At 70.0% G+C, this 12,569-nt stretch carries 8 protein-coding genes; 4 read left to right on the top strand and 4 right to left on the bottom strand.

Annotated elements, in window-relative coordinates:
* Positions 1-204: 204 nt before the first annotated feature.
* Positions 205-3,783, top strand: a complete 3,579-nt coding sequence (locus tag BKA18_RS02215; RefSeq protein WP_366047787.1) for an ATP-binding protein — start codon at positions 205-207, stop codon at positions 3,781-3,783.
* 79 nt (positions 3,784-3,862) lie between these two features.
* Here BKA18_RS02215 and BKA18_RS02220 read toward each other — a convergent pair whose 3' ends face one another.
* Complete coding sequence (locus BKA18_RS02220; protein ID WP_366047786.1) at positions 3,863-5,713, bottom strand: glycoside hydrolase family 35 protein; 1,851 nt, start codon at positions 5,711-5,713, stop codon at positions 3,863-3,865.
* A 743-nt stretch (positions 5,714-6,456) separates the two neighbouring features.
* Here BKA18_RS02220 and BKA18_RS02225 point away from each other — a divergent pair.
* Positions 6,457-6,840, top strand: coding sequence for a chaplin (locus BKA18_RS02225; protein WP_366047785.1), 384 nt, complete (start codon positions 6,457-6,459; stop codon positions 6,838-6,840).
* 353 nt (positions 6,841-7,193) lie between these two features.
* On the opposite strand, the gene BKA18_RS02230 is transcribed toward BKA18_RS02225, so the two are convergent.
* The gene (locus BKA18_RS02230) at positions 7,194-8,207 is read right to left on the bottom strand and encodes a DUF4331 family protein (protein ID WP_366047784.1); all 1,014 of its coding nucleotides are present in this window, start codon (positions 8,205-8,207) and stop codon (positions 7,194-7,196) included.
* Between the two features lie 431 nt (positions 8,208-8,638).
* On the opposite strand from BKA18_RS02230, the gene BKA18_RS02235 reads away from it, so the two are divergent.
* Positions 8,639-8,776, top strand: a complete 138-nt coding sequence (locus tag BKA18_RS02235; RefSeq protein ID WP_366047783.1) for a hypothetical protein — start codon at positions 8,639-8,641, stop codon at positions 8,774-8,776.
* A gap of 50 nt (positions 8,777-8,826) precedes the next feature.
* Positions 8,827-9,543 (top strand): DUF4232 domain-containing protein, encoded by a 717-nt coding sequence (locus BKA18_RS02240; RefSeq protein WP_366047782.1) that lies wholly within the window; start codon positions 8,827-8,829, stop codon positions 9,541-9,543.
* Between the two features lie 56 nt (positions 9,544-9,599).
* On the opposite strand, the gene BKA18_RS02245 is transcribed toward BKA18_RS02240, so the two are convergent.
* Positions 9,600-11,048, bottom strand: coding sequence for a helix-turn-helix domain-containing protein (locus BKA18_RS02245; protein WP_366047781.1), 1,449 nt, complete (start codon positions 11,046-11,048; stop codon positions 9,600-9,602).
* A 274-nt stretch (positions 11,049-11,322) separates the two neighbouring features.
* Positions 11,323-12,300: an Lrp/AsnC family transcriptional regulator gene (locus BKA18_RS02250; protein WP_366047780.1), complete on the bottom strand. Its 978-nt coding sequence runs from the start codon at positions 12,298-12,300 to the stop codon at positions 11,323-11,325.
* Positions 12,301-12,569: the final 269 nt, after the last annotated feature.

Raw genomic sequence — 12,569 nt, forward strand, 5'->3', positions numbered from 1 at the left:
TGGAACGTCCCCGTTCTCTATGCAAAGCTCCGGTTTGGAAGGGCACCGGCCGCACTGCGCCACCCGCCCGTCAGCACGATCGCGCGTGCGAGAACGATTGGGACCGATATGTCTTCATCCCTGACGCCGAATCAGCTCCCTATCACTCCGGCCTCCGAGGACGGGCCGCACGGGACTCCCCTCCAACTGAGCGTTCTGGGCCCCATGTCGGCGCGCCACGACGGCCGCGACCTCCCACTCGGTCCGCCACGCCGCAGAGCCCTGCTCGCCCTGCTCCTCATACGCCTGGGGCGTGTGGTGCCCACGGAGCTGCTCATCGAGGAGCTGTGGGGCGAGGAGCCCCCGCGTCAGGCCGTCGCCACGCTCCAGAGCCACGTATCCCACCTGCGCCGCGCACTGCAGCCGGCGTCCGGGCTCGACCGCCCCACCGTGCTGCGCCACCGCGCACCCGGCTACGTCCTGGAACTCGCCGCCGAACAGCTCGACGCCTGCCGCTTCGAGCGCCTGGTCGCCGAAGGGCGGCGGCTGCTGGAACAACGCGACCCGCACGCCGCGCGGGACCGGTTCGCCACAGCCCTGACGCTGTGGCGGAGCTCGCCCTATGCGGAGTTCGACGGCCATCCTCCGCTCAGCGACGAGAGTGCGCGGCTCGAACACGTCCGGCTCACCGCCGTGGAGTCCTGCGCGGAGGCCCGACTCGCCCTCGGCGAGGCCCAGGAAGTGGCCGCGGGCCTCGACCGCGAGGTGCGCCGCCACCCGGCGCGGGAACGCCTGGTCGGCCACTTGATGACGGCCCTGTCCCGGCTCGGGCGGCAGGCCGAGGCGCTCGAAGTGTACGAACGGACCCGCGTCCACCTGAACGAGGAGTTCGGCGTGGGCACGGCCGCCGAACTCCGCCGGGTCAGGACCGCGATCCTGCGCCAGGAGCCGGGCGCGGGCGGTCCCCCCACGGGCCCACGACCCGGTCGCCCCGAACCTGCCGGGCCCGCGCTGGGGGCTCCGGTGATCGGGGTGGCCACGGCGCACGACGACGACGGTGCACGAGGGCCGGAAGCGCACCCGCCGCGCGCGGCGCAGGAGCCCGAGCGGGCCACAGCGGCCGAGGCGTCCGGTGGGACCGGCCGGGCAGCGGCGGCTCCGGACGGGCCCTTCGCAGCAGACCGCGGTGCCGACGCTCCCCGGAACGGCACGCTGTCCGCGGGATCGGGAGGGGCCAAAAGCGCTGCCGCGGACGGAGCGCAGGCGCACGAGCCCACCACCGCCCCGGGACCCGCGCGCCGGCCGGTGACGATCGCCGCGCACTCGTGGGCGGCCACCGCCGATGCACCGTCGGCCACCTCGGATTCATCCGAGCGCGCGCGTCCGACGCAGGATGCGAAGGCCCGGGAGTACGACACGGGCACCGAGGCCTCCGGGCCGGTGCGCGGCGGTCCGGGCGCCCAGTCGCCGTTCACCGGCCGCAGCGAGGAATTACAGCGCCTGACCGCCGCGGCGGCGAGCGCGCTCACCGGTCACGGGCACGTTGCGGGCGTCCTCGGCCCCGCCGGCGTCGGCAAGACCCGTCTGCTCCTCGAACTCGTCCCCCAGTTGGAAGCCGCCCCTGCCGGCGCGGACACCACCGGTCAGGAGTCTGCCGGCCTGGAGGTGATCTGGAGCCACTGCTTCCTGGACGAGGGCGTGCCGCCCTACTGGGTGTGGACCCAGATCCTCCGGCGGCTGTCCACGACCCGCACGGACGCCTTCCGTGAGGCGGCAAAACCGTTCGGCGCCCTGCTCGCCCCGCTGATGCCCGAGCGCGCGGCCCGGCCCGGCGGGCTCGCCTCCGAATCCGACTGGGGCCAGGCCCGGTTCCTCACCCACGACGCGGTCTGCGAAGTCCTGCTCGCCCTCGCCGCCCAACGCCCACTCGTCCTGCTCATGGAGGACCTGCATTGGGCCGACCCCGCCTCCCTGGACCTCCTCAGACTGCTGAGCACCCGCAGCCAGGGCCACCCGCTCGGCATCGTCCTGACCGCCCGTGAGCACGAGATCGAGTCCGACGCGATGCTGCGCCGCATGCTCTCCGAGGTCCTGCGCGGCCCCAGGACCGAGACCCTGCGGCTCGGCGGCCTGTCCCGCCGCGCTGTCGCCGCCCTCGTCGTCGCCCAGGCCGGACCCGGCATCGACGCGAGAGTCGTCGAGGTGCTGCACCGGCGCAGCGAGGGCAATCCGTACTTCGTCATGCAGCTCCTCTCCCTCCTGGGGGACGCGCGCAGCCTGCGGCGGCCCGACGCGGTGGACGTGCTCCTGACCCGGGTCCCGACGGGCGTCCGCGAGGCCCTGAACCAGCGGTTCACCGCACTGCCCGAGACGGTGCTGCGCGTGCTGCGGCTGTGCGCCGTCATCGGCACCGAGATCGACACCGATCTGCTGGAACGCACCGCCACCGAGGACGAACCGGTCACCGCGGCACTGGAGTCGGCGATCCGCGCCGGTCTGCTCGGCGAGGACCCCCACCACCCGGAACGGCTCCACTTCACCCACGCCCTGGTCATGGAGACGCTCATCGACGAGCTCACCCGCGAGGACCGACAGCGGCTGCACGCGAGAGTCGCCGAGGGGATATCGACCCGCACGCTCGGTCAGGTGGCGGACGAGGAGATCGAGCGGATCGCCCACCACGCCTGGCACGCCAAGAGCGCTCTGCCCACTGAAGAAACGCTTCCTCTGCTGCTGCGCGCCGCCGAGCAGGCCGAGCAGCAACTCGCCTACGAACAGGTGGAGACCTGGCTGCGCCGCGCGGTGCACCTGGTCGGCCTGCTGCCGCCCGGCGACCCCTCGGCCGTGTCCCTGAACCAGCGGCTGCACATTCAACTCGGCCAGGTGCTGGCCATCACCCGGGGCTATGGCCACGCCGAGGCCCAGACGGCACTCACCCGCGGACGGGCCATGAGCGCGGCCACCCACTCCCCCGAGGACCCCTCGGTGCTCTGGGCCCTGTGCGCGGCGTACATCGTCACCGGCCGCTACGACGCCTCACGCCAGTTCTCCGGCCTGCTCCGGAACCTCGCCGACCGGACCGGCCACCCCGTGGCGGTGCTCGGCGCGGCCTACGGCGAGGGCATCGTCCTCCACATCCGCGGCCAGTTACGGCAGGCACTCACCGAACTGGAGCACGGCGTCGCCATGGCGGACGAGTACGCCGGCGAGGGCCACTCCCTGGCCCGCACTTTCCAGCACGACCCACGCGTCTCCTGCCGCTCCTACGACACCTTCACCCACTGGCTCATGGGCGACCGCAAGACCGCCACGACACGCCGCCGCGAATTGCTGCGCCTCACCGAGTACGACAGCAGGCCCTCCGACCGCTCCTTCGCTCTCTACGTGGATGCGGTCGTGGCGGCCTGGGAAGGCGACGCCCGCACGGCCCGCTCCTCCGGCGCCGAGGGAGTCCGCCTGGCGGACGAACACGGACTGCTCTACTGGAAGGCCATGCTCGGCGTGCTGGAGGGCTGGGGCCGCACCCACTCCGGACAGGAGGACGGCCTCACCCTGATGCACTCCTCCCTCGCCGAACTCCGCAACTCCAGATCCCACTTGCGCCGCCCCCTCCACCTGGGCCTCCTCGGCCAGGCCCAGCACCGGACCGGACGGACGGAGGACGCGAAGACCACCTTCCACGCCCTCCTCGCAGCCGTCGGCCAGGGCGACGAACCCGTCTACCTTCACCCGGAACTCCCCGCCACCCGCCTCCTCCACGACCTTCTGGGCCGTGGGGCCGCGGCGGCGGTGGCGGCCGGGTGAGCGCGGCGGCCGTTCTTGTCAGAGCGCTCGAACACAACGGCCATCAGGTGCTACACCCCCCGGAGTCTCGCGACCCTCCCTATCCGACATCGGGCGCAGACCGTACGTCGATCCCGTCCCCCGTCCGCTCCATCTCCAGCACGACGAGCTCGTTCTGCCCCTTTCGCCACAGATGGCTCGGCGCGTACAGGGTGATCTGCGGCCCGAGGGACCAGTACCGGCCGAGCGCGAATCCATTGAGCCAGACCATGCCCTTGTCCCAGCCGGGAAAGGCGAGGAAGCCGTCCGCCGGGGTGTCCACATGAACCCGGGCCCGGTGGAACGCGGGGCCGGTCGGCGTGTCTTCGCTGGTGAACTTCAGCGCCGAGAGGTTGTCCAGCGGCAGCCGGCGGATCTCCCAGTCGTGCAGTTCTTGTTCGTCGAGGAGTACCTTGCCGCTGATTCCCTTGGGGTCGTTGAGGCCGTCGCCGAAGTTGATCCGCCCGGTGGGGTCCACCAGGAGGTCGAGGGTGCTGGACTCACCGGCCAGGGTGACATCGACGGAGTGGTCCGGCTGGTTGCGGTCGAAGGTGCCGATCCGCTTGCCGTCGCTGAACACCAGCGCACGGTCGCCCAGCCCGGTGAGCCGCAGCCCCTTGGTCCCCTGCTGCCCGCGCACCCGAGTGCGATAGTGGATCAGTCCGTGTGCCTGCCCGAGGGCCTCCATGTGGACGGGGGCGGTGCGCCGTACCGGCGCGCTCAGCACGTCGAGCGACTCCATCAGCGACACCGACTCGCGGACGGCGACCCGCTGAGCCGGCATGCGACGTGGCGTGGCCGGCAGGGGCGTGTTCGGCAGCGTGGTGTATTTGCCGAGCACGTCGCGCACCTTGTGGAATTTCTCGGTGAGTTCGCCGGATTCACTGATCGGGGAGTCGTAGTCGTAGCTGGTGACGGTGGGCTGATAGGCGCTACCGCTGAGATTGGCACCCGCGGACCAGCCGAAGTTCGTTCCGCCCACCGCCATATAGAAGTTGATCGACGCTCCCGCTTCCAGCATCTTCTCCACGTCGGCGGCGGTCTGCGCCGGGTCGGTGGTGTGGTGCCGCTCTCCCCAGTGGTCGAACCAGCCGTCCCAGAACTCCGTGCAGAACAGGGGCTTGTCCGGCTGGAATGCGCGCAATTCCGCGAAGGGTCCGGTGGGATCCCCGCCGAAGTTGACGGTGGACAGGAGGTCGGGAAGGCTGCCGGCCTTCAGCGCTTCCTGAGTGGCTCCGTTGGAGCAGAACAGCAGGCCGTCGATGCCCTGTGCGCGCATGGTGTCCCGCAGATGTTCCAGGTACGCGTGGTCGTCGCCGTAACTGCCGTACTCGTTCTCGACCTGCATGGCGATGACGGGCCCGCCGCGGGTGGCCTGCAGATCGACGAACCGGGGCAGGAGTTCGGTGAACCAGGCGTCGACCGCTCGCTCGAATGCGGGGTCGGAACGGCGTAGCGGCGCGTCCTTGTCCTTGAGGAGCCAGGCGGGCAGGCCACCGAAGTCCCATTCCGCGCAGATGTACGGGCCCGGTCGCACGATCACCTTCAGCCCGACCTCGTCCGCGGTCCGCACGAAGGCGGCGACGTCCCGCCATCCGGTGAAGTCGGCTTTCCTCTCGTACGGTTGGTGGAAGTTCCAGGCGACGTAGGTTTCCACCGTGTTCAGGCCCATGGCCCGCATCCGCATCAACCGGTCGCGCCAATCCTTGGGGTGCGTCCGGAAGTAGTGGAAGGCCCCCGAGAGGATCCGGAACGGCTCGCCGTCCAGCAGGAATTCCTTCCCGCGGATGGTCAGTCCCCTCGTGCCTTCGCCCTGCGCGAGGACTGTCCGGCTGTTCCCCACGGTGACACCCACGGACGCGGCCCCCACCACGGCTGCGCTCAGGAATCCACGTCGGCTGAATGGCGTCATGCCTGCACTCCTCGTCTCGACCGATCGTCACCCACGGCTCGAACATGTTCAGTAGTGCGCGTTTCTGTGCATTGAGAGTGTTGTGCAGAACAGAAACGAGCACAAGGGTTCGTGACTGAACACGGTGAGCCAAGGCGTGAACGAGCGCTCGGACCGACGAACGGCACACCGCCCCGACGGCGGCCGAGGCGAGGGTCGGAGTAGAGGAGGTGAGCGGCACGGTGCGGAACGACGACGGTCTTGCCCGTACCCGGACCGCCGTCGACGACGAGAGCGCCGCGGTATCACGCCCTGTGCATGTCGCCGACCTCGCCCAGGCCGCACCGGTGCTCCAGGGGCTCTGGACGTCCGCTTGGAAAGTTCCCGGACGCAACGCACATTGCGCACCACGCTGCGCGGCGCCCGCGCATTCCTGCGTCGCGAGCGCTGACCCGTACCGCGGCTGGACGACGCCGTGGTGCTGGAGAGCCTCCCCGGAGCTCTTCGGCGACCGTACGGCTGTGTTGACGGGCTATCAGATCGACTACCTGCTCGCCAACGCGACGCGCGGAGTCTGCGCGACCGGTCACTGGCCACGCGAGCCGATGACTCGGAGCGGATTTCCCGGCAAGATGCCAACGCCACGCCGCGCTTAGATCCTGAAAGAGTGAAAAGTTTGCAAATTCCTTTATGGCGAGGCCTTCCGCGTCGAAGGGAGTGTCAGGAAGGCGGCGTGGGCCGCTTGGATCGACCAGGAGATTGTTATGTCACGGATCACGCGGGTCACTGCCATCGCCGCTATTGCGGCGGGCACCGCCCTCGGGGGCATTTCGGCGGCGTTCGCAGACGCTGGCGCGGCCGGCGGCGCGGCCGGTTCACCAGGAGTGGTGTCGGGCAATGCGATTCAGGTCCCGATCCACATTCCGATCAACGTGTGCGGAAACACCGTCAATATCGTGGGCCTGCTGAACCCGGCCTTCGGCAACACCTGCATCAACGGCTCGATCGAGCGTCGGGTGGTCGTCCACCACCATCACCACCGCGTCGAGCACCACCACGCCCGGCACACCAAGAAGCACCACAGGAAGCACCGCCACCACCGGCCGGCCGGCGGCGTGCACACCGGGGGCGGCGGCATGGCCGGCTAGGACGGGAACCGTGCCGGGTGTGGTGGCCGGTGGTCACGGCGTTGCCCGGGACGGCCGCTGAGACCCCGTAACACCCCCCGGGCCGGGTCGTTTGCACCGTCAGCCCTTCCACCTTCACCGGAGGAGACGGCCCGGCCCCGGACACCTCCCCTCAGCGGCGTAGTTCTTGTGCCACCAGCAGAAGCCGGGTTTCTTCCAGAGGCCCGCGAAAAGGCGCCTGATCCGGGCTTTGCCCGTCAGGCGCCTTTTGCTCGGCTCGTTCACGGCCGGGGCCGTCCGGCCGCTCTCAGCCGAGAAGGCGCTTTTACGGTCCCGCTCAAGGTCCGGGGGCCGCCATCGATGAAATGCAGGGGTCAGTTCGTCCGGGGGTGTGGGTTGCCGAGGTAGGGAAACTCGTTCAGCAGGTCGGTGTGTGGCTCGAGCCCGGTGGGAGGGATGTCGCCCGCTGAGAGGAAAGCGAGCCGGTAGTTGATGACGTCGTCGGTGAAGACTCGGCCGTTGGGATACTGCGCGGGCTTCGAGGGATCGAAGACCAGCATGTCGGGCAGGATGCGGTCGGCGTCGATTGCCGCGATCGCCTCTTCCCGCGTGTAGTTGCCGGTGTGCCCCATGAGGTGGACGAACTGATCGGTCCAACGGTCACGATCGTTCACCGGCTCACTGGCGTTGTACTCCTCCTTTGTGTCGTCGGTGTTGAAGAAACTGCTGACCGAAGGGTGGCCTGCGCGGTCGGCATGGACGAGCCGGCCGTCTTTCCGCAGACTGCAACGGCCCCAGATGCGGATCTCGGGGTGGGCGCGGAGCTCGCTCGTCGGCAGTTCCACCACCATCGAGAACACGTTGGCCTCCGTGTTCGAGTCCACACCGGTCCACGGTGACTTGCCGCCGAGATGGGGCGCGGTGAAGTTTCGGCCGCCGGTGGTGTCGAAGAGATTCTTGATTCCGTCGAAGTCGAAGAAGAAGGCGTCGCTGCGGCTGCCCGCGAAGAACGCGTACGCGCCAGCGGTGACGCGGTTCGCCATGGTGCCGAACGACACCTCGGCGTCGGTGACGACCTTCTGTCCGACGGCTTCGGCCGAGCGGGCCTCATCACCCGTTGCCACGAAGACGCTGAAGGTCTGACGGCCGTCTTGCGGGGGCGAAAAGACGTAGCTGATCGCCATGTTGGCGAGACAGTCCCCGTCGTTGTCGAGGTTGAGCCGGTAGATGGCATCGGGGTGCAACGCATCCGCGTTCGGGTTCGCGTTGAGGATGAGCACCGTCCTCGCCGAGTCAGTGGGGGACTGAAACGCGTAGAGGTCACAGAGGTCGAGCCTTTGGTCCCCGAGCGGTGCGCCAAGGCTGAGACCGGTGAAGTGATTCGACATCCTGCAGATCCTTTCGCTGGTGAGGGCCGACGGTCGGGTGGGGCCAGATCTGACGGTGGGGAACGCGGATGGCCATTCCCTGCCGAGTGAGGCTCCCACGCATGATCCGGATATTGGAGCATGAAAGCTGCCAAATCGGCCGGATTCATATGAGTCAGGGCCTGGTAGGCCTCGTTCAGTTCGCCCACGGCAGTCGGCGTGCAGGCGACCTCGCCCGTGCGATCCGGTGCCCCGCGCGTTCCTTCCCGTCTGCCGATGCCGTCCGCGTCCCGGCGCGGCGTTCCAGGGAGGGGGCGTTCCCGCAGGTCAGAGGTGGTACGAGCGTTCCGGCGTCCCGTGTTCCGCGGTGGTTGTGGCGGCCGGCACGGAGGGCGCCGCAAGCTCAGGACGGCAAGCACCGACGACTCATGACGACCTCATGACGAAGCCTCATGACGAAGGGAGACACCATGCGGACCCGCTTCCGGCGCCGCCGGTTCCGCCGCGCCGATGTCGCTGACGCAGTGGCCCTGACGGTGCTCGCCGCATCGGCAGCGACCGTCTTCCTCCTGGTCGTCAGCCGTCTTTGACGTCACGTATGCCGACCTGACCACACCGAAAGAGAAAGCACCCACTCACTATGCGCATCGCCCGTCACACCACCCGCCTCGTCGCCTCCGCCGCCGTGCTGGCGGCCGCCCTCTCGCTGACCGCCTGTGAGAACGACATCAAGAAGACCGGCAGCCAGGCGCCGGCCGCGTCCTCCCAGCCCGAGTCGGGCGGCCAGGGCACCCCGTCCTCATCGGATGCGAACGGCCCGGCCAAGGACAGTGGCTCGTCGAAGGCCGCGTCAGGTGCCTCCGGCAGCGGAGCCGGCGGAAAGAACGGCTCCGGTCAGGCCGCCGGCAAGGGCTCCGGCGGCCAGAAAGCGACCGCCGCCTGTACCGGCGCGCAGGTCAAGGTCACCGCGACCAAGGTCAATCGCCCCGTCAACCACATGCTCCTGACCGCCACCAACACCGGCTCCGTGCCCTGTCACGCCTACAACGCCCCGTACCTCCGCTGGGACGACGCCCAGGCCGCCACCACGTTCCTGGACAAGTCCAAGCCGCAGGCCGTGATCACGCTCGCACCGGGCGAGTCGGCGTACGCGGGGATCATGTACCAGTCCGCGGACGGCTCCGGCAGCGGCGGCTACACCGCCCGCACCCTGGGCGTCCTGTTCGCCAACCGGGCGGGGAACGGTTCCACCGGCCCGGCCGTGCGGCTCCCGCTGCCCAAGGGCGATATCACCACCGACAGTTCGGCGTGGGTCACGTATTGGCAGTCCACCGCCGAGGAGGCGCTGACCTGGTGAACTGGCGTCACTGATCTCGGTCGGGCCCGGGACCGGCGTATGCGTCAGGCCCGGGCTCAGCCGTTCTCCTTCGGGGCGGGAATCCACTTGCTGCCGCCCAGCGGGTAGTCGTACTGAGGCCGGCCGGCCATCCCACTGGTGTGGAACGGCTCCCCGTTGTCGTCGATCCGGAGCGTGCCGTGCCGGTTCCCGCTGGACCACTCCAGCTCCATGTACCAGCGCACGTCGCGGGCTCCGGCCCGGGCAATGACCTTGAAGACCTCGGGGTCCCGCTCGCTGACCTTGTAGGGGAAGTCCCGTTGTCCGTTCTGCGGAGCGATCCGTGGCTGCGCCGCGTCCAGGGAGACCCCGAACACCTTGGGCGTGATGCCGCCGCCACAGCCCACGCCCATGCTGTAGGCGTTCCAGGCGGGTGGCGCCGAGCTTCCCACCACTCGCACCCTCAGGGCGTGCAGTACCACTGTCTCGTCACCCGCGCCCTGTACCGATAACTGAACCAGCTGGCTGTCCGCCGAGACCGCGCCCAGCGCCGAGATCCAGCCCCGGGCGACCTGTTCGGCGGGCGGCGGGGGCATCTCGTCCGGGTCCCGGTCGACCAAGTAGCGCTGGCTGCACGGGTCCTCCCAGCTGTACGGGCGGACGTCCACGCTCACCGGGAGCCCGGCCCGGTCGACCGTGCCGGGACCGGTCGACCGGTCGCCGGCTCCACCGGACGCCTTGCCGCCGGGCGTACGGGACGGGGACGAGGACGGGGACGGGGACGGACTCGCGCCGTCCTCAGCGGGCGGCTTCGCGGACGCCGACGCCGACCGGCCGCCCCCGGTCTTGGTCGGCTTGCTGCCGCTCTTCGTGGTCGTGGCCGCCCCGGCTGCCGTCTCACGGCCGTCGCCGCCACCGGAGGAAGCCAGTCCGGCGACCAGCGCGGCGGACGCAGCCACGGCGGCCGCGGCGATCCCGGCGGCCAGCGCGATACGCCGCCGGCTGCCGGCGGGCGTCACCCGGGGCACGGACTGCCCCTCGGCGGCCTGCTCGGCGTCCTGACCGGGGCCGGAAGCGGAGAGGGGAGGGGAGATGGAAGTGGAGATGGGAGTGGCTGGGGAGGCGGAAACCGAGGTGGCGAGCTCGGCGACAGGGGCCGTCGGCGGCACGGTGGCGAGACCTGACCCTGTGTCAGGCTCGGACTCGGCCGCCCGCTCCCCACCCGCACCGGCGACCGCCGCGGCACCGCCCCCTTGCCTGCGGTCCCGCTCCCGCCGACGTGCCTCGTCCGCCAGGATCCAGCGGCGGTGCAGCTCCACCAGCTCATCCGGCGTCGCCCGGCACAGCCGTGCGAGACGCTCAAGCGGTGCGTACTCCGTCGGTACCGCGTCGCCGTTGCAGTAGCGGTGCAGCGTCGAGGTGCTCATGTGCAACCGTTTCGCGAGCACTCCGTAGCTGTACCCGGAGCGGTCCTTCCACTCCTTCAGCAGCGCCGCGACCCCAGCCGCTTCCTCAGCCGCCCCCATGTCACTCCCTCCCCGCCCGCGCGCACCGCACTCATGCAGTCCGCCGAACACATCCGCTCCCACCGCCCCGACGACGCCGATGCCCCCGCCACCTCCCGGATTCTCCGGATGGCCGATCAGCCGGTGACCGCGTGGGTCCCCGGTGGTCTGCGTCGCCCAGTACGTGAGGATCATGTTCGCACCGATCCGCCCGGCCGCCGACCGGACGTCCGGACAAGCCCAACGGCCCTCCTCGGCGGTTCTGTTGCCACATGCTGTCGACGGCGCGGGGCGCTCAGGGGCGGGCCGTCCAGTACCGCTTGAGCACCTCCAGCTGGAGGGAGCATTCCAGGGAGGTGACTTCCTCGCTGCCCTCGAACCCGCCGGTGAGGAAGTCGGCGAGGTGTTCCTCGTCGCGAAAGGCCCCTCCGTAGGTGAAGACCGAAGCGGCTGCCGTGAGGGCGAGGAATCGTGTCGTGGGGTGGTCGGTGAGGGAGGCGGCGAGGCGCTTCACGGCGCCCGGGCGGCAGCCGATGCTCAACACCGCCTCGACCGCGTAGCCGATGTCCCGTGGATCGACCTCGACGCGCGGACGCAACAGGCCGGATTCGAGCAGGGCGGCGACGGTACGGCGGGCGCGGGACTCGGTGATGCCGAGGGTGCGGGCAAGGGTGGAGAAGGGCATCCGGGCGTCGTTGCGCAGTACGGCGACGGTGTCGCGTTCCAGGCCGCTCAGCGGTGTGTCACGCGGGTGGGCGGCGGCGGGCCGGCCGGCGCTCTGCCCCGTGAGCGCGGAGATTTGACCGGACGTCAGGCGAGGGAGGCGCCAGGACGCCGTGCTGGTGAGCAGGCGCAGAATCCACTCGGTACGCAGGGTGCGGATTCCCGGCACCGCGGGCAGTTCGGTGGTGACGGCCCGGGTCGTGTCGGCCCGGGTGGCGCCGTGCAGCATGCAGAAGACGTCCGCAGCCCCGGACGTGAGCGACACGAAGGGGGTGTCGGCCCGCGCAGCGAGGGCTTGTGCCACCTCGGGCGCCCGCCCGGGTTCGGTGCCGATCCATACGGTGGCGGGCAGCCCTTCGGTCATCAGCGACCACTCGATTTCGCAGATCACCCGCATCGCGCCCGCGTCGACGAGGCGTGCGTAGCGGCGGGCGACGGTGCGGGCGGAGCTGTCGAGGACGCGGGCCAGTACGTCGAAGGACGCGCGGGGAGCTGTCTGCAGTGCGGCGATCAGGTCGAGATCGATGTCGTCGATCACGGTGTCCTCCATGACTGCTGGCGTCTCCTCGTCCGTGGCCCTCGTCGACTGCCGAGCCTAGCCGAGCGTCTGCCGGAATCGGTCATCAGGAGCAGTCTAGCGATGGGATACGGCATTGACCTGCCAAGCAATGCCCGATCACGACACCAACCCATCGGAATCCAGCATGACGCGTGCTAGGGTGCAGAAATTCGGCGCAGAGAGCAAGTTGCGTGCAGGAAAAAGGCACGCCTCCGCCGCCCGCAGGCACCGCGCCTGCCGCAAGTGCGGCCGTGCGTCCC

Origin of the sequence: Streptomyces auratus (genome assembly GCF_050433025.1) — a bacterium.
Taxonomy (GTDB): Bacteria; Actinomycetota; Actinomycetes; order Streptomycetales; family Streptomycetaceae; genus Streptomyces; species Streptomyces sioyaensis.

What these genes read in the sequence shown, in the direction of transcription:
- BKA18_RS02215 (WP_366047787.1), top strand. Translation starts at nt 205, where the DNA reads ATGTCGGCGCGCCACGACGGCCGCGACCTCCCACTCGGTCCGCCACGC.
- BKA18_RS02220 (WP_366047786.1), bottom strand. Translation starts at nt 5,713, where the DNA reads ATGACGCCATTCAGCCGACGTGGATTCCTGAGCGCAGCCGTGGTGGGG.
- BKA18_RS02225 (WP_366047785.1), top strand. Translation starts at nt 6,457, where the DNA reads ATGTCACGGATCACGCGGGTCACTGCCATCGCCGCTATTGCGGCGGGC.
- BKA18_RS02230 (WP_366047784.1), bottom strand. Translation starts at nt 8,207, where the DNA reads ATGTCGAATCACTTCACCGGTCTCAGCCTTGGCGCACCGCTCGGGGAC.
- BKA18_RS02235 (WP_366047783.1), top strand. Translation starts at nt 8,639, where the DNA reads ATGACGAAGGGAGACACCATGCGGACCCGCTTCCGGCGCCGCCGGTTC.
- BKA18_RS02240 (WP_366047782.1), top strand. Translation starts at nt 8,827, where the DNA reads ATGCGCATCGCCCGTCACACCACCCGCCTCGTCGCCTCCGCCGCCGTG.
- BKA18_RS02245 (WP_366047781.1), bottom strand. Translation starts at nt 11,048, where the DNA reads ATGGGGGCGGCTGAGGAAGCGGCTGGGGTCGCGGCGCTGCTGAAGGAG.
- BKA18_RS02250 (WP_366047780.1), bottom strand. Translation starts at nt 12,300, where the DNA reads ATGGAGGACACCGTGATCGACGACATCGATCTCGACCTGATCGCCGCA.